Annotated in this window: 15 protein-coding genes; 6 read left to right on the top strand and 9 right to left on the bottom strand. The window is 72.4% G+C overall.

Going from position 1 to position 16,216, the window contains the following annotated elements; genetic code table 11:
- Positions 1-39 precede the first annotated feature (39 nt).
- Positions 40-519: a carboxylesterase family protein gene (locus V1260_RS05755; RefSeq protein WP_329745851.1), complete on the top strand. Its 480-nt coding sequence runs from the start codon at positions 40-42 to the stop codon at positions 517-519.
- Positions 520-940: 421 nt separating this feature from the next.
- On the opposite strand, the gene V1260_RS05750 is transcribed toward V1260_RS05755, so the two are convergent.
- From V1260_RS05750 to V1260_RS05740, 3 genes are all read right to left on the bottom strand, one after another.
- A complete protein-coding gene (locus V1260_RS05750; protein ID WP_329745850.1) occupies positions 941-1,747 on the bottom strand; it encodes a FadR/GntR family transcriptional regulator in 807 nt (268 codons plus the stop codon).
- 183 nt (positions 1,748-1,930) lie between these two features.
- Positions 1,931-3,157 carry a toxic anion resistance protein gene (locus V1260_RS05745; protein ID WP_329745849.1) on the bottom strand — a complete coding sequence of 409 codons (1,227 nt, stop codon included), beginning with the start codon at positions 3,155-3,157 and terminating at the stop codon, positions 1,931-1,933.
- A gap of 20 nt (positions 3,158-3,177) precedes the next feature.
- A complete protein-coding gene (locus V1260_RS05740; RefSeq protein WP_329745848.1) occupies positions 3,178-3,933 on the bottom strand; it encodes a hypothetical protein in 756 nt (251 codons plus the stop codon).
- 498 nt (positions 3,934-4,431) lie between these two features.
- Here V1260_RS05740 and V1260_RS05735 point away from each other — a divergent pair, with 498 nt between their 5' ends.
- From V1260_RS05735 to V1260_RS05715, 5 genes are all read left to right on the top strand, one after another.
- A complete protein-coding gene (locus V1260_RS05735) occupies positions 4,432-5,370 on the top strand; it encodes a sugar phosphate isomerase/epimerase family protein (RefSeq protein ID WP_329745847.1) in 939 nt (312 codons plus the stop codon).
- Positions 5,371-5,486: 116 nt separating this feature from the next.
- Positions 5,487-6,290: an SDR family NAD(P)-dependent oxidoreductase gene (locus tag V1260_RS05730; protein ID WP_329745846.1), complete on the top strand. Its 804-nt coding sequence runs from the start codon at positions 5,487-5,489 to the stop codon at positions 6,288-6,290.
- 140 nt (positions 6,291-6,430) lie between these two features.
- Positions 6,431-7,735, top strand: coding sequence for an alpha-hydroxy acid oxidase (locus V1260_RS05725; protein WP_329745845.1), 1,305 nt, complete (start codon positions 6,431-6,433; stop codon positions 7,733-7,735).
- Positions 7,732-8,775 carry an NAD(P)-dependent oxidoreductase gene (locus tag V1260_RS05720; RefSeq protein ID WP_329745844.1) on the top strand — a complete coding sequence of 348 codons (1,044 nt, stop codon included), beginning with the start codon at positions 7,732-7,734 and terminating at the stop codon, positions 8,773-8,775. Before V1260_RS05725 ends, V1260_RS05720 begins: the two co-directional genes overlap by 4 nt.
- Positions 8,772-9,578, top strand: a complete 807-nt coding sequence (locus V1260_RS05715; protein ID WP_329745843.1) for an SDR family NAD(P)-dependent oxidoreductase — start codon at positions 8,772-8,774, stop codon at positions 9,576-9,578. Before V1260_RS05720 ends, V1260_RS05715 begins: the two co-directional genes overlap by 4 nt.
- A 112-nt stretch (positions 9,579-9,690) precedes the next feature.
- On the opposite strand, the gene V1260_RS05710 is transcribed toward V1260_RS05715, so the two are convergent.
- The 6 genes from V1260_RS05710 to V1260_RS05685 all read right to left on the bottom strand — a co-directional run bounded on the left by V1260_RS05710 (position 9,691) and on the right by V1260_RS05685 (position 16,155).
- Complete coding sequence (locus V1260_RS05710) at positions 9,691-10,968, bottom strand: TRAP transporter large permease (protein WP_329745842.1); 1,278 nt, start codon at positions 10,966-10,968, stop codon at positions 9,691-9,693.
- A 4-nt stretch (positions 10,969-10,972) separates the two neighbouring features.
- On the bottom strand, positions 10,973-11,578 hold the full coding sequence (locus V1260_RS05705) for a TRAP transporter small permease (RefSeq protein WP_329745841.1): 606 nt from the start codon (positions 11,576-11,578) through the stop codon (positions 10,973-10,975).
- Positions 11,575-12,609 carry a DctP family TRAP transporter solute-binding subunit gene (locus V1260_RS05700; protein ID WP_329745840.1) on the bottom strand — a complete coding sequence of 345 codons (1,035 nt, stop codon included), beginning with the start codon at positions 12,607-12,609 and terminating at the stop codon, positions 11,575-11,577. The genes V1260_RS05705 and V1260_RS05700 overlap by 4 nt, the downstream gene beginning before the upstream one ends.
- Entirely contained in the window at positions 12,606-13,700 is a 1,095-nt protein-coding gene (locus V1260_RS05695) for an Ldh family oxidoreductase (protein ID WP_329745839.1), read from the bottom strand. Before V1260_RS05695 ends, V1260_RS05700 begins: the two co-directional genes overlap by 4 nt.
- Before the next feature lie 134 nt (positions 13,701-13,834).
- Entirely contained in the window at positions 13,835-15,088 is a 1,254-nt protein-coding gene (locus V1260_RS05690; protein WP_329745838.1) for an MFS transporter, read from the bottom strand.
- The gene (locus V1260_RS05685; protein WP_329745837.1) at positions 15,085-16,155 is read right to left on the bottom strand and encodes a 2-keto-3-deoxygluconate permease; all 1,071 of its coding nucleotides are present in this window, start codon (positions 16,153-16,155) and stop codon (positions 15,085-15,087) included. The genes V1260_RS05690 and V1260_RS05685 overlap by 4 nt, the downstream gene beginning before the upstream one ends.
- Positions 16,156-16,216 lie beyond the last annotated feature (61 nt).

Raw genomic sequence — 16,216 nt, 5'->3', positions numbered from 1 at the left:
GGCGGATGGGGGGAGGCGGCCTCTTCCTTGTTCTCGGCGATGCCCCCCCCCCACCCGTCGGCCGACGGCTATGAGCTTTCCGTCGCCCTGTTCTCCGCGCTGCTGTTCACGGGCCCCGCCGAGGAGCTCGCCGCCCGCCACGCCGCGCAGGGCACCTCGCCGGTGCACCGCTACCGGATCACCTGGCGCACGCCGGCGGGGGACGGGGCGCTGATGTCCCCGCACGAGATGGACGTGTCGCTGACCTTCGGGAACCTCGATGCGGCCGTCGGCCTCCACGCAGCGGCGCCCGAGGCGGCGGAGCTGTCCGCGACCCTGCGCTCCGCGTGGACCGCTTTCGCCCGCACCGGCAGCCCGCTCACCGAGCGCACCCCGGAGTGGCCCGCCTACGGGGAGGAGAAGCCGGTGCTGGTTCTCGCCCCGGAGCCGACGCTGGCCGCCGACGTCGACGGGGAGCTGATCCGCGCGGCGCAGGCCGTGCGCATCGAGGGCGTGAACTGGTTCTCGGTCTTCGGCTGAGGGCTCAGGCGGGGGCCGTTTCCTCGGGGCATCTGCTCGAGTGCTGCATGTGGACCGCTATGAGGGCGTGGTGACGGTCCAGATGCAGCACTCGGTGCGGGGGAGGGCCGGGGCGGGGGTCGTTTCCTCGGGGCATCTGCTCGAGTGCTGCATGTGGACCGCTATGAGGGCGCGGTGACGGTCCGGATGCAGCATTCGCTGCGGGGGAGGGCCGGGGCGGGGGTCGTTTCCTCGGGGCATCTGCCCGAGTGCTGCATGTGGACCGCTATGAGGGCGTGGTGACGGTCCAGATGCAGCACTCGGTGCAGGGGCTTGCGGCAGGAGCTTGCTGCAGGGGCTGAAGGCAGGGCCGAGGGGTGAGGGCTGGCGGCAGGGGTCGAAGGCAGGTCGACGTCCGGTCCGCCGCCCCCCGGCTGACGTCTCAGGCGGGGGCGGCGGCCGACGGGTCGCCGCCGGCCGCGCGCAGCAGGCGCGAGCGCGCCGTCTCCATGTGGGCGACCATCGCGGAGGCGGCGCGATCTCCGTCGGCCTCTTCGAGGGCGGCGAGGATCGCGGCGTGCTCCTCGCCGGCCAGGTGCATGTCCTCGGGGTGGTGCACGGCGCGGTCGTTGTAGACCCGCAGCAGGGTGCGGGTGACGTCGAGCAGATCGGTCAGCATCGGGTTGGCGGCGGCGCGGGCGAGGACCGCGTGGAACTCCGCGTCGGCCGCCACGAAGGTCACGAGGACCTCGTCGGGAATGCCGGCGCTCGTCCCGTCGGCCCCGGCCTGGGCCGCGGACGCGCCCCGCATCGCCGCCACCGAGCCGCGCAGGGTCTCCAGCTGGGCGGCGTCGACCCGGCCCGCGGCGAGCCGCGCCGTGTAGCTCTCCAGGCCCGCGCGCAGCTCGATGAGCTGGGCGGTGTTCTTCTCGCCGATCATCAGGCCCCAGCGCAGGGTCTGCGGCAGCAGATCGCTCGCCGCACCGCGCAGGTACGTGCCGGAGCCCGGGCGCACGTCGACGATGCCCAGGATCTCGAGGGCGGCCAGCGCCTCCCGCACCGCGGAGCGGCCGACGCCCAGCGACGCGGCGAGCTGCCGCTCCGGGGGCAGGCGCGTGCCCACCTCGAGCTCACCGCCGGTGAACAGCTCGAGCAGACGGTGGGCGACCTGCGAGACGGGGGTCCCCGCCGGGACGGCCTGCAGCGAGGAGGCGATCGCAGCCGAGGAGTCGTCGGAGAAGACGGGCATGGGAGGAACCTACCAACCGGTCGACCGTCGGCCGCCGGTCGCCCACCGTGTCGCCGGAGCGGGCTCGTCGGCGGTGCTCGGCGCACGGCGGGCCGGCCCCGCAGGCGGCCCCGCCCCATCGGCGGGACCGTACCGTCATCGGCCGCGCCCGTCGGCCCCCCGCAGGCGGCGCCGCCCCGGAGGTCAGTCCTCGACGGCGAGGATGTCCGCGGCCGACCGCAGCGAGGGCGCTCCCGTGCCGGAACCGGCCTCGATGCCCTCGGCCTGCATCCGGTTCATGTACGGCTGGGCCCGCTGCACCTGCTGCTCGAGGGCGGTGACCGTGGTGAGGAAGTTCTGGTTGGCCTGGGCGCGGAAGGCGTCGATCCCGTCCATGGTGGTGAACAGGTTGTCGAAGGCGCGCTGCAGCGTCTCGGGGGAGACGCCGGAGGTCGCGGCCTGCTCCTGGATGCGCACGGTGTTCTGCGCGAGCATCTCCGAGGTGCGGTCGATGAGATCGTTCGTGGTCTTGTTGACCGCGTCGATCTGGTCGAGCACGATCTTCTGGTTCTCGAGGGCCTGCGCCGTGATCACCGCGGTGCGCAGCGCCGTCACCGTGGTGGTGCGGGCCCGCTCGACGCCCTGGGCGAGCTTGGTGTTGTTGTCCTCGATGAGGCCCATCGACAGATACGCCTGCACGGTCACCGCGATCTGCGTGGCGACGTCCTGGCGGCGCTGGCGGACCGCGAAGAGCACGTCCCGCTCGAGGGCCGCGCCGACCTCCGGCCGCCCCTCGGACTTCGCCTGCTCGGCGCGGGCGACGACCTGGCCGTCGAGCTGCTGCAGCAGCTGGGAGGCCTTCTGCAGGTTGCCGAGGTCCTCCCACAGGGAGCGCCGCTCGACGGCCAGCTCGGCGTTGTCGCGCAGCAGCATCTCCTGGCCGCGGCCGAGGGCCTGCAGCACCTCGTCGAGCTGCTTCTGGTTGGACTCGAAGCCGCGGAAGTAGCGCTTGGCCGCGCCGCGACCCGGCAGGAAGCCGAGCGCCTTCGTCGCGAAGGTGTCCGGCTTGGGGGCCAGGTCCTCCATGCGCGTGCGGAGGTCGGCGAGGCTCTTGGAGACCTTCTCGGAGGTGCCGGATCCCTTCGCGTCCCGCAGCGACTGGTCCATGAAGCGCGAGGAGGTCGCGCCGGTGCGGTCGAAGGTCTTCTTGGCGACCGCGCCGATCGCGGTGACCTGCGCGGTGAACTCCTGGGAATGCGGGTTCAGCGCGGTGACCGTGTCGAGCCAGGTGCTCGCCTTGACCTCGAGCTCCTTCGACTGCTCCGGAGGCAGGTCGGAGAGCAGGGAGACGGCCTTCTCCTCGCTGATCTCCGCGACGGGCTCGGCGGCCTGGATCGCGGGGGCGGGGGTCGGGGGCTGCAGCTTGTCCATCGGTTCTCCTCGGGCTCGGATCAGATGTCGATGATCGGGGTCAGGTGCTCGTCGGCGAAGCGACGCCGCAGGAACTCGGCGTGCACCTCGAGGTCGCGGGAGACGCCGGCGACGACGTCCCGCTCGACCCCCTCGAGGCTCTCGCCGAGCACGGTCAGCTGGTGGTCGATGCTGGTGAGGTTCGCCAGGGCGTCCTCGCGGGCGGCCCCCTGGAAGGAGGCGAGGAAACCGATCGTGTCCTCGATCGCCTCCACCAGCTCGGGCAGGTACCGGGTGGCCATGCCCTCGAGCAGGGTCACGGAGCCGTCGGAGGGCCTGCTGGACTGCACGGATTCGGCGCCGGTGAGGGCCTCGAGGCGTCCCAGCAGGGCGTCCACGTGGTCGAGGGCCGGCCGTGCCGCCGGGTCGGGGGCGCGGCCGCGCAGCGCGGCGGTGGTCGCGCGGGTCTCCGCGGTCGCGCGCAGGATCCGCTCGAGCAACTCGCGGGTGCCCTCGCCGACGCCGGTCTCCGCCTCCACGAGCAGGGTCGGCGCGGGCTGCAGGGCGCGCAGCAGCAGGTGGCTGCCGCCGGCGAGCAGGACTCCGGCGCCGAGCGCCGCGACCAGCGCGAGGGGCAGGGCGAGCGAGGCCACGAGCCCCAGCGCGAGGGCTCCCACGGCGCCGACGCCGCCTGCCGCCAGGGGCACGCCTGCCGCGAGGGCGCCGCCCGGCCGACGGGGTCGGTCCACGGCGGCCGAGCGGGGCGGGTGCACGGCGCCCTCGAGCGGCTTCTGCACCGGGCCCCACAGGTCGCGCCGCTCGGCGGTCGCCTTCCAGGGGAGGTCCTGGTCGCCGGGGGCGCCGGGGACTCCGGGGGTGCTGGACGCCGACGGGGCTCCCGAAGCCGACGGGGCTCCGGACGACGCATCGCGTCGGGACGCCGCAGTGCTCCCGGCCGGCGCGGGGGTTCCGGGCGCGAACGGGTCGGGGAACGAACCGTTCCCCTGGGCCGGCGTGCGAGCCGGGTCGTCCGGACTGGTCGTCACAGGTCCCCGCGGATCTCTCGGAGTGCTGGGCTGAGGTGGTCGGTCAAACGGTGGTCGGCGTGAGGGAAGGCTATCGCGGGCGTCTGGGGCCGTGCTGGCAGACGGGGGGGGGGGATCCGCAGACCGTCGATGACCGCTCCGCCGTCCCATCCGCTGTCCCACCTGCCTTCCCATCCCTCGTCCCACCCGCCTTCCCTCCCGCCGTCATTTCCTATAGGATCCACGGGAAGCCTCCACGAAAGGACGACGATGTCTTCCGCCCAGACCCCGTACACCGCCGAGACCTGGCCGATCGGCGCCAACATGCTGTCCTTCGGGAGCGTCACGCCCGACGGCACCCCCACCCTCGAGGCGTCCTCCTCGGTGTGGGCCTCGCAGCTGCGACAGGTCAAGGAGCTCGGTGTCGACCAGATCGACCCGACCGACGCCTGGCTGCCCCTCGCGAAGCTCTCCGACGAGCGCGTCGAGGAATTCCGCCGCGTGCTCGACGGCGAGGGACTCTCGCTCTCCTCGATCTCCATGACCCGCAACTCGGTGGTCGACGTCGAGAACGGCGAGCAGAACCTCGCCGACGCCCTGCGCTTCGTCGAGCTCGCCCCGAGCTTCGGGGTGACCGTCGTGAACACCGGCTTCATGCAGGCCACCACTCCCGCGCAGAACGAAGCCATCTGGTTCTGGCTCGCCGACGGCCACGTCGACGACCCGGCGCTGCGCGACCTCGCGATCGAGCGCATCCGGACCCTCGGCGACGCCGCGGCGGCCCAGGGCATCCAGATCAGCCTGGAGATGTACGAGGATACCTACGTCGGCACCGCCGACGACGCGGTCTCCTTCGTGACCGACGTGGCCCACGAGGCCGTCGGCCTGAACCCCGACGTCGGCAACCTGGTGCGCCTGCACCGCCCCGTCGAGCCCTGGCAGGACATCTTCGAGAAGGTGCTGCCGCACTCGAACTTCTGGCACATCAAGAACTACACCCGCGACCTCGACCCGGCGACCGGCGCCTTCTCGAGCGCGCCCATGCCGCTCAAGTACGGCTACATCAACTACCGCACCGTGATCCGCCGCGCCCTCGAGCTCGGCTACTCGGGGCCGTTCTGCTGCGAGCACTACGGCTCCGACTCCCTCGGCGTCATCGCCGAGAACGTGCAGTACATCCGGCAGGTGCTGGCCTCCGCCCTCGCCTGATCCGCGCAGCCCCGGCGGACTCCGCGGAACCCTGACCGGCCCCATCCGGCCCATCCGGCTATATCCGGCACCCCGTACCCCAGTACCCCAGCACCCCCGTTCGAAGGAGAACACCCATGACCCTCGAGATCACCCGCATCCAGCCCTTCCCCGAGGCGCGCACCGCCGTCGTCACCGGCGCGGGCGCCCCGCGCGGCATCGGCCGACGCGTCGTCCGCAAGCTCCTCGCCGAGGGCTGGTCCGTCGCCGCGGCCGACATCGACGGCCCCGCCGTCGAGGAGTTCGCCGCCGAGGTTACCGCCGAGCTGCCCGCCGAGGCCGGCGTGCGCGTGATCGGCGTCGGCGTCGACATCTCCGACCAGGCCTCCGTGGACGCGGCCTTCGCCCGCATCGACGCCGAGCTGCCGCCGGTGGTGGCGCTGGTGAACCTCGCCGGCATCCCCAGCCCGCATTCCTTCTTCGAGCTCACGGGCGAGATCTGGGACCGCGTCATGGACGTCAACGCCAAGGGCACCCTGCTCATGACCCAGGCCGCGGCGCGGCGCATGATCGATGGCGGCGTGGGCGGCCGCATCGTGAACACCGCGTCGATCACCGCCCTCGACGGCGGCGGCACCTTCTCCAAGACCGGCTACGCCGCCGCGAAGGCCGCCGTGCAGGGCCTGACGCGCGGCTTCGCCCGCGAGCTGGGCGAGTTCGGCATCACCGCGAACGTGATCCTGCCCGGCCCGATCGACACCGACATCATGGGCGGCACCCTGACCGATGAGCGCAAGGCCGGCATGTCCTCGAACATCCCGCTGCAGCGCGTGGGCCAGCCCGAGGAGGTCGCGGGGCTGATCGCGTTCCTCGTCTCCGAGGACTCGTCGTTCGTGAACGGCACCTCGATCAACGTCGACGGCGGCAAGCACATGCACTGACGACCCCCGGGGTCCCGGGGCCGGGCGCCCCGGGGCCCTCTCGTCGGCGATCCAGCGGCCGGCCCGCCCGTCGGGCCCCCGCGCCCGGCCCCCGTCGGACCCACCGCCCTGCCCCGCCCGGACATCGAAGGAGATCTCCCATGGCCGATTCACCCCTGTCCTCCGCCCTCGAGTTCGCGAAGATGCTCGCCGCCGGCGGATTCCGTCTGGACCCGATCGACTCCGCCCCGTCGATCGAGGACATCCGCCAGGTCGCCCGCCGGCGTCTGCCGCGGATGGCCTTCGACATCGTCGACGGCGCCTCCAACCACGAGCTGACCCGGGAAGCGAACGTCGCGGACCTCCGCGAGGTCACCTTCCGCCCCCGCTGGCTCACCGACATCTCCACGATCGACACCGCGGTCGAGGTGGACGGCATGCGCCTGGACCGCCCGTACGTGATGGGCCCGCTGGGACTGCAGCGCATGATCGGCGGCGTCGGCGAGCTCGGCGCCGTGCGCGCCGCCGGAAGGGCGAACATCCCCTTCACCATCTCCACCGCCTCGAACTGGTCGATGGAGGAGCTCGCCGACGTCGCCACCGGCCCGCTCTGGTACCAGCTGTACATGTACAAGTCCGACCGGATCGTGCAGAACCTGATCGACCGGGCGCGCTCCATCGGCGCGATCGCGCTGGTCATCACCGTGGACGTGCCGCTGAACGGCAAGCGCTACCGAGACCACCGCAACGGCATGTCGATCCCCCCGCGGATCACCCCGCAGAACGCGGTCGAGGCCGTGCGGCACCTGAACTGGACCCGCTCGGTCATGCGCCCGCCCGCGATCGGCTTCCGCAACCTCCAGGGCGAGGTGCAGGGGAACAACGCCGTCTCCCACCAGGAGTTCGTCAAGAAGTACCTCGCGAACCTCACCCTCACGTGGGAGGAGGTGCGCCAGGTGCGCACCCGCTGGGACGGCCCGGTGTACATCAAGGGCATCCTCACGCCCGAGGACGCGCAGCGCGCCGCCGCGATGGGCGCCGACGGCATCTACGTCTCGAACCACGGCGGCCGTCAGCTCGACTCCTCGCCGTCGAGCATCTCGGCGCTGCCGAGGATCGTCGATGCGGTCGGCGACCGCATGACCGTGGTCTTCGACTCCGGGGTGCGCACCGGCGACGACATCGCCAAGGCGCTCGCCGTCGGCGCGGACCTCGTCTCGATCGGCCGGGCCTGGGGCTACGGCAACGCGGCGGCGGGTGAGAAGGGCGTGCTGCGCGTGCTCGACATCCTCGACGAGGAGCTCGAGCTCGCGATGGGCCAGCTCGGCGCGACGAGCATCGCGGCGCTGGACCGCAGCTTCGTCGAGTACCCCGAGGCGTGGCACGGGGAGGGCCGGCACCGTGAGCCGGAGCCCGACGGGGGAGCGGCCGACGGGCGCGTCGGCGGGAAGCAGGCCGCCCGATGAGCGCGCGACCCTGGCGACTGGCCGTCACCGCGGACTATGCGGAGGCCGACGGCTCCACCATCTACGGCGACATCGGCCTCGGCCTCCTGGCCGAGCAGGGCGTGGAATGGTCCCGCGTGGACGTCCCGATCGCGTCCGGCGCGCTCGAGGGCTTCGACGCCGTGCTCCTGCTGAGCGGCACCCCGTTCGGCGCGGCGCAGCTCGAGGGGGTTTCGACCCTGCGGCACGTGGCCCGCTTCGGCGCCGGCTACGACACGGTCGACCTCGAGGCCTGTGCGGCGCGCGGGATCGCGGTCACCAACGCGCCGACGGGCCTGCGGGTCCCCATGGCGCACACCGCGTTGACCTTCCTCTTCGCCCTCGCCCACAACCTCCTGCCCAAGGACCGCCTGGTGCGCGAGGGGCAGTGGGACCGCAAGTCCCAGTACCGCGGGCCCGGCCTCGCCTCGGCGACCGTGGGCGTGGTGGGACTCGGCGGCATCGGCCGGGAGACCGTCCGCCAGCTGCGAGCCCTCGACCTCGAGGTGATCGCCTGGAACCGCACCCCGCGGCCCGAGTTCTGCGCCGAGGAGGGCATCGAGCAGCTGCCCTTCGACGAGGTCGTCTCGCGCAGCGACTACCTGGTGCTGACCGTCGCCGCGGCCGAGGGCACCCGCCACCTCATCGGCGAGCGGGAGCTGGAGCTGATGCAGGACTCGGCGTTCCTCATCAACATCGCCCGCGGCGCCGTCGTCGACGAGGAAGCGCTCGTCCGGGCGCTGCAGTCGGGGGCGATCGCGGGCGCCGGCCTCGACGTCTTCGCGACCGAGCCGCTGCCGACGACGAGCCCGCTGATCGGCCTGGAGAACGTGGTCCTCGCCCCGCACTCGCTGTGCTGGACGAAGGACTTCACCGAGGCCACCGCCGCGGAGGTGCGCGGGGAGATCCTCGCCGTCGCCGCGGGACGGGTGCCGGGAAACCTGGTGAACGCCCCGGTGGGAGTCGACGGATCGGCGGCCGACGGGTCGGGAGCCGACGCGGCGGACGGAGCGGGCGGATGAGCCCCGCCCACGCCCCGGGCGAGCGCTCCGTCGCCGAGGAGGCCCGGATCAGCGAGGTCACCGCCGTCGTCACTGGGGCGTCCTCCCCGCGCGGCATCGGACGCGGCGTGGCGCTGCGCCTGGCCCGCGAGGGTCGGCCGCTCGCGTTGCTCGACCTCGACGAGGCCGGACTCGAGCAGGCCGCGGCCGCGGCCCGGGACGCCGGCGCCCCGCAGGTCCTCACCCGGCGCACCGACATCGCCGACTGGGAGAGCGTCGACGCGGCCTTCGCGGCCGTGGAGGCGGAGCTGCCCGCCGTCGGCGCCCTCGTCGGCTGCGCGGGGATCGCCGACCCGACCCCGTTCCTCGAGTCGACCTCGCAGACCTTCGCGCGGACCCTCGCGATCAACACCACCGGCACCTACCACCTCGCCCGGCGCGCGGTGCCGGGCATGCTCGCCCAGGGCCTCGGGCGGCTCGTCGCGATCTCCTCCACCGCGGCGCAGGACGGCGGCGGGAACTTCTCGACCTCCGCCTATGCGGCGTCCAAGGCCGGGGTCGAAGGGCTGCTGCGGGGCCTGGCGAAGGAGCTCGCCGGCACCGGAGTGACCACCGCCGCGATCGCTCCCGCGAACATCGACACCGACATCATGGGCGGCGCCCTCGAGGGGGAGCGGCGCGCGCAGTTCGTGGCCCGCACCCCCGTGGGCCGACTGGGCACCGTCGAGGAGCTCGCCGAGCTGGTGGCCTGGCTCGTCGGCCCCCACGGCGGCTTCACCACCGGCGCGACCTACAACCTCAACGGCGGCATGCGCGTCGGCTGAGCGGGGCCGGGCGCGGCGCGGGAGGTCGACACTGTCGACTCACGGAGCGGGGCGGGGTGGAGCAGGGCGCGACGGGGCGGGGCCGGATCCCTCCGGTCCCGCCCCGCTGGCGTCAGGTCCCGAGCAGCCCCGGCAGCCAGGTCGACAGCGCCGGGATGAAGGTGATCAGCAGCAGCACCACGACCATCGGGACGAAGAACGGGATCACGCCCTTGATCACCCTTGTGACCGGCGTCTTCGTGACCGAGGACAGCACGAACAACACGAGCCCCACGGGCGGCGTGAGCAGGCCGATCATCAGGTTGAAGATCATCATCACCGCGAAGTGCGTGGGGTCGATCCCGTACACGGACGCGATCGGGGCCAGCACCGGCACGAGGATGAGGATCGCCGCCGTCGGCTCGAGGATCGCGCCGACGATCAGCAGCAGCAGGTTCACCAGGATCAGGAAGATCAGCGGACGATCCGTGATCTGCAGGATCAGCTCGCTCATGACCTGCGGGGCCTGCTCGCGGGCGAGCACCCAGCCGAACAGCGAGGCGCTCGTGACGATCACCAGCACGCTGCCGGTGGTCTCCACGGTCGACGCGGCGATCCGGCCCAGCGTCCTCGGGGTGAGGGTGCGGTAGATCAGGGCGAGGACCGCGATGTAGGCGACGCCCAGGGCGGACGCCTCGGTGGGCGTGACGATCCCCGAGAGGATGCCGCCGAGGATGATCACGGCCGCGCCCGCGACGGGGAGCGCTTTGGCCACATCCTTGACGCGCTGCGCGGCAGGAGGCTTCGGCAGGCGCAGGTCCTCGCGCTTGCGGGTCTGCACCCACACCATCAGGCACAGCGCCGCCACGAGCACGAGGGCCGGGACGATGCCCGCCATGAACAGCGAGCTCACCGACAGCCCGGCGGTGACCGCGTAGATGATCGCGGGGATCGACGGCGGGATCATCGGGGCGATCAACGAGGAGGCGCCGGTGATGCCGAGCGCGAAGCCCTCGGGGTAGCCGCGCTGCTTCATCGCCGGCACCTGGATCCGACCCATCGCCGCGGCGTCGGAGATCGCGGCGCCGCTCATCCAGGAGAAGCCGAAGGAGGTCGCGATGTTGACGTACCCGAGCGAGCCGCGGACGTGCCCGATCGCGCTGGTCGCCGCGTCGAAGAGCCGGTCGGTGGCCCCGGAGACGTTGGCCAGGTTCCCCAGCAGGATGAACATCGGCACGGCGAGGATCGCGAAGTCGAAGACGCCGGAGGCGGTCTGCTGGGCGGCGAGGGCCGCCGTCGCGGTGTCGTCGAGGATGATGTACGCGATCGACGGCACGAGCAGGGCGATCCACACGGGGACGCGCAGGGCGAGCAGCACCAGCAGGGCTGCGAACATGATCAGCAGGACCATGGGGTCACAGACCTTCCATCGCGGCGGCCTTCTCGACCGCGTCGGGGACTTCCTCGGGGTGGCGCAGGTACAGCACGATGTTCAGCACCGTGTGTCCCAGCACCATCAGGTAGCCCACGAGGACCGCGCCGTACAGCAGCGGCATGGGCAGGGCGGTCGCCGTGAGGGTCAGCGACCCGGTGAGCAGCATGAGCGAGATCGCGGCGATCACCATGTAGAGCGCGGCCGCGGCCACGACCAGCATCGCGAAGATCTGCGAGGCGGTCGCGAGGCGACGGGGCAGATACACCGCGAGGATGTCCACGGCGATGTGCGCGTTGCGGCTCGAGACGAAGCCGGCGCCCACGAAGGTCAGCCACACGACCAGCAGCCGCGCCGCCTCTTCGCTCCAGGACAGCGGCGTGTTCAGCACGTAGCGGGTGAAGACCTGGAAGATGATCAGGCCGAAGATGCCCAGCAGCATCGCCCCGGCGACATAGCGCTCGGCGTCGATCAGCCAGGCGTAAGCCCGGAACCGCTGCTCGTAGCGGTCCCGCTCGATGTAGGTGTCGAGCTCGGGGACCTGGCCGTCCTTCGCCCCGGGGATCGGCTTGGGGGACTGCATGCTCATCGGACCGACTCCTGGATCTCGAGGTACAGGTCGCCCCAGGGGACCCGCGACGGGAACTCCTCGGCGATCAGTGCCTGGAAGGCGGCGACGTCCACCTCGTCGTTGACCTTGATGGCGTCCTCGTCCTGCCAGCGCTGGAGCACCTCCTCCTCGGCCTCGACGATGCAGTCGCGGGTCGCCACGCGGGCCTTCTCCATGGCGTCCTCGAACGCGGTGCGCTCCTCGGGGGTCAGCGACTCCATGAAGCGCTCGGAGGAGACGATGTTGACGGCCTGGACCATGTGCCCGGTGAGGTTGATGTAGTCCTGGACCTCGTAGAACTTCTGCACGTCGATCGTGGGGATCGGGTTCTCCTGGGCGTCGATCGCGCCCTGCTGCAATCCCAGGTACGCCTCGGACAGCGCCATCGGGGTGGCGGAGCCGCCCATGATCTGGAAGCTCGTGAGGTAGAGCGGCGCATCGGGGGTGCGGATCTTGATCCCCTGGAGGTCCTCGGGCTCGGTGATCGGCATGTTCGAGGTGATGTGCCGGGTGCCGTAGTACCAGGTGCTGTTCACCCGCAGGCCGGTCCCCTCGGCCATCTCGTCGTACACCTCGGCCATGATCGGGCCGGTGGTCGCCTCGTCGAACTGCTCGACGTCGGTGAACAGGAACGGGGCGTCGAGCACGGCGGCGTCCGGGTACCAGACGCCGAGGAACGAGGGGCCGATGACCCCGAGCTCGAGGCCGCCGGTGGCGATCTGCTCGGTCGTCTCGCCCTCGCCGCCGATCTGGCCGGAGGGATAGGACTTCACGGTGAAGCCGTCGTCGGCCAACTCGGTGCGCAGCGTCGCGGCGCCGCAGGTCTCGACGGGATGGGCGGGATCGTACTGGTGGGCGAAGCGGATCACGCGGGCGTCGGGGTCGACGGCCTGCTTCTCGATCTGGGCGGTGTCCACCGGCTCCCACAGCCCGCACCCGGCGAGGGCGAGGGTCGTGAGGACGGTGGCGGCCAGCATCGCCGGGCGGCGCCGACGGGCGGGGGCGGTCACGGGCGGCTCCCTTCGGAGGCAGCGGAGGCAGCGGCCGGCTCGTGTTCCGGGACGGGGTCGGGGAACGGGAGCGAGGCGGCGGCCGCGAGCTCCCGCAGCTCGGCCACGGTCGCCTCGGGCACGGCGACGCCGGCCCCGGCCTGCCGACGGCGGCGGTGCTCGAGGTCGCCGGGGGAGAGGACCTCGCGCTCGGGATGGGAGGCGCGGACGCTCTCCTGCAGCGCGGCGACCCGGCCGCGGATCGTCGCCGGATCGCCGAAGGCGGCGAGGTCGAGGGCGATCAGGAGGTGCCCGGTGTTCATCCGGGAGGAGGGGTCCTGCCAGATGTCGACAGTGTTCATGGCGAAGGATGCGCTGGTCAGCGCCGCGGAGAGCGCCTCGAGCAGCACGGCGATGCCGGAGCCCTTGTGACCGCCGAAGGGCAGCAGCGCCCCGCCGTCGAGCACGGCCGACGGGTCCGTGGTGGGCCGGCCGGCGGCGTCCACAGCCCAGTCCTCGGGGATCGGCTCGCCGGCGTCGCGGGCCGCGACGACCTTGCCGTAGGCACCCGCGGTGGTCGCGAGGTCGGCGACCAGCGGGCCCTCCCCGGCCGACGGCAGGCCGATCGTGAACGGGTTGGTGCCGAGCACGGGCACCGATCCGCCGTAGGCGGCGGCGACCGGCCCGGTGGTCGAGGCGAGGATTCCGGCGATGCCCTGGTCCGTGAGCTGCTCGATCCAGAAGCGGCCCGCGCCGAAGTGGCTCGAGCCCTGCACGGCGACGGTCGCCATGCCGTGCTCGCGGGCGGTCCCGGCCGCGAGGTCGACGGCCCGCTGCATGGCCACCTGACCGAAGGCGGCCCGGGCGTCGAGCACGGTGACGGCGCCGTGCTGGCGGATCACCTCCGGCTCAGAGGTCGGGTCAATGCCGCCGGAGGTGACGGCGCGGAGGTAGAGCGGCAGGCGCAGCAGGCCGTGGGAGAAGATGCCGGCGGCGTCAGCCTCCACGAGGGAGCGGGCGACCAGCGAGGCGTTGGCGGGCGGGGCGCCGCGCTGCTCGAGCAGTCCGGTGGCCAGCTCGATCAGGGAGGGCGCGGCGAATCGTGGTGACATCGTCGTCACGGTCCTTTCGTCAGGGACGATCGCAACCTATAGGATCTCTGGAGGCCCCGCAAGGGAGATCGCAATTCCCGAACCGGCCTCGGCTCCTTCCCGGCTCACTCACTGCCCTTCGAGACCTCCGAGGTCTAGGTGGAGGCTCGGTCGATCGACCATCGACGCGTGGTGAGGAGCAGGCCGAGGGCGGCGAGGGCCATCGGCAGGGCCATCGCGGTGAGCGCCACCCGGTAGTCCGCGAGGTCCGCCGCGCCGTCGGGCGCTCGAAGGTCCAGCACCATCCCGATCAGCAGCACCGCGAGCAGCGAGGCGGCGTAGCCGCCGATGTTCACCATCCCCGTCGCCGTGCCGATCGCGCGCCGTGGCACCCCGGTGCGAGCCAGGTCGAAGCCCACGGCGCAGGTCGCCGAGCCGAGGGAGAGGGCGAGCAGCAGCGGGACCAGCTGCAGCGCGCTGAGCGGTGCGGGGGCGGCGAGGGTCAGTGTCCACCCGATGAGGAGGATCCCCCCGGCGATCCAGCCCAGCCGGGCGCGGTGCGCCGGGAAGCGACCGGTGAGCAGACCGATGAACGGCCCCACCCCCACCATCACCAGGGCGTTGAGCGTCAGCAGTGCGCTCACCTCGCCCTCGGCGAGCCCGTGCCCGAGGGTCAGGAAGGGCACGCCCCAGAGGAACAGGAAGGAGTTCGCGGTGGCGAGCGTGAGGGCGTGCAGGAAGACGCCCGACCAGGCCGCCCGGGAGCCGAGCACATCGCGCAGCACCTGGATCGGATGGGCCGGGGGAGGGGGCGGTGCGCCGTCGAGGGCGGTCGGCTCGTCCCGGATCGCCGCGATCACCAGCAGCACGCTCACCAGCAGCAGGCCGGCCAGTCCGGCCCAGGCGGCGGTCCAGCCGCGGGAGACGAGGAGGGCCAGGAAGGGGACCGCCGCGACGACCTGGCCGAGCTGCCCGATCATCGTCGCGAGCTGCGTGAACAGCGGCACCTGCGCGGTCGGGAACCACGCCGCGATCAGGCGCACGACGCTGATCAGGGTCGCGGCGTCCCCGACCCCCGTGAGCATCCGCGCGAGCAGGGCGACGGGCACGACCGTCGCGGCCGCGAGCAGCACCTGCCCGAGCGCCATGGTCACCGCCCCGATCACCAACATCCGCCGGGGGCCGAGGCGGTCCAGCAGCAGCCCCGCGGGGATCTGCGCCACCGCATAGGTGCCCAGCTGCACCACGCCGAAGAGGCTCAGCACCGTGCCGTCGACCCCGAAGCGCCGCGACGCCTCGACGCTCGCGACGCCGAAGGCCGCGCGCCCCGACACGGCGCAGAGATAGGCGAGGACGCCGACGGCCCAGATCAGGTGGGCGTGGCCGAGCCGGGGCACGGGGGCGGTCATCGGGCGCGCGGCTCCACGGGGTCGGACGGCACGGTGGCGGTCGCGAGCGGTTCCCCGCGCTCGTCGAGGCCGTCCTCGTCGGGGTTGGAGAGGGCGCCGCTGCGGCGCAGCACCCAGGCGGCGATAAGCGGCGCCGTGATCGCGGAGATCAGCACGGCGGTGGCGACCTGGACGGTCGCGACGTCGACGTACTGCTCGAAGCGCGGATCCGCGGAAGCGATGATCGCCGGGGTCACGATCGAGTTGCCCGCCGTCGTGCCGGCGACGATGCCGATGCCCGAGCGCTTCCCGCGGCGCAGCAGGAACCGGTAGGCGAGATAGGCGCAGCCGCCCGTGAACGGGGTGACCAGCAGGCCGAGCAGGATACCGGTCACGCCGCCAGTGAGGATCGCGCCGATGTCGATGCCGGTGCCCAGGCCGAAGGCGAAGAAGGGGATCACGATCGTGGGCACGGGACGCATGATCTCGGTCCAGCGGTGGTCGATGTTCCCCACGATGATGCCCAGGACCAGCGGGATGATCGCTGCGGCGAAGGCGTCCAGCGGGATCGAGCCGAGGCCCGCCGCGCCGATGAACAGCATGGTGAAGAACGGTCCGTCGTTCACCGCGGAGGCGACGTACGCGCCGCGATCGGTCTTGGTGCCGTACTTGCCGGTGAAGGCCAGCCAGATCCCGCCGTTCGAGTTGTCGAAGGTCGCGAGCATGGCCAGGATCGAGATGCCGAGGATCCCGTCGAGGCCCAGGAAGAAGCCGAGGGAGACGACGATCAGGCCCGGCACGATGGTCTTGCCGAGGAGGATCGCGCCCGTCGTGCCCGCGACCGGGCCGATGCTGCGCGGCGTGATCTGCATACCGGTCGCGAAGATGACCAGCGCCATCATCGGCATCGGCGTCGCGAAGAGCGCGGTCGTGAAGCTGCCGAGCTCGAGGAAGGCGGGGGCGGTGGTGCCCACGATCGCGCCGAGGACCAGCGGGATCACCATGGTGCCGCCGGGGATCCGGTCCATCACGCCGTAGAGAGGGGAGCGCAGCGAGCTCAGGTCGGTGGTCGGGGATGCATCGGTCACGAGGACCTCCTTGTCGCCTCATCACGAGAAGGGGAGCGGGGAGGACGGACGTCGTACCCCG

It is taken from the genome of Brachybacterium sp. J144, from assembly GCF_036321705.1.
In the GTDB taxonomy this organism is placed as follows: Bacteria; Actinomycetota; Actinomycetes; order Actinomycetales; family Dermabacteraceae; genus Brachybacterium.
This window is presented reverse-complemented; position numbering and strand designations above follow the sequence as displayed.

Bases quoted from the DNA above. Each gene is read 5' to 3' on its own strand.
- V1260_RS05750 (WP_329745850.1), bottom strand. From the start codon at position 1,747: ATGCCCGTCTTCTCCGACGACTCCTCGGCTGCGATCGCCTCCTCGCTG.
- V1260_RS05755 (WP_329745851.1), top strand. From the start codon at position 40: ATGCCCCCCCCCCACCCGTCGGCCGACGGCTATGAGCTTTCCGTCGCC.
- V1260_RS05710 (WP_329745842.1), bottom strand. From the start codon at position 10,968: ATGGTCCTGCTGATCATGTTCGCAGCCCTGCTGGTGCTGCTCGCCCTG.
- V1260_RS05695 (WP_329745839.1), bottom strand. From the start codon at position 13,700: ATGTCACCACGATTCGCCGCGCCCTCCCTGATCGAGCTGGCCACCGGA.
- V1260_RS05735 (WP_329745847.1), top strand. From the start codon at position 4,432: ATGTCTTCCGCCCAGACCCCGTACACCGCCGAGACCTGGCCGATCGGC.
- V1260_RS05725 (WP_329745845.1), top strand. From the start codon at position 6,431: ATGGCCGATTCACCCCTGTCCTCCGCCCTCGAGTTCGCGAAGATGCTC.
- V1260_RS05730 (WP_329745846.1), top strand. From the start codon at position 5,487: ATGACCCTCGAGATCACCCGCATCCAGCCCTTCCCCGAGGCGCGCACC.
- V1260_RS05690 (WP_329745838.1), bottom strand. From the start codon at position 15,088: ATGACCGCCCCCGTGCCCCGGCTCGGCCACGCCCACCTGATCTGGGCC.
- V1260_RS05745 (WP_329745849.1), bottom strand. From the start codon at position 3,157: ATGGACAAGCTGCAGCCCCCGACCCCCGCCCCCGCGATCCAGGCCGCC.
- V1260_RS05720 (WP_329745844.1), top strand. From the start codon at position 7,732: ATGAGCGCGCGACCCTGGCGACTGGCCGTCACCGCGGACTATGCGGAG.
- V1260_RS05705 (WP_329745841.1), bottom strand. From the start codon at position 11,578: ATGAGCATGCAGTCCCCCAAGCCGATCCCCGGGGCGAAGGACGGCCAG.
- V1260_RS05715 (WP_329745843.1), top strand. From the start codon at position 8,772: ATGAGCCCCGCCCACGCCCCGGGCGAGCGCTCCGTCGCCGAGGAGGCC.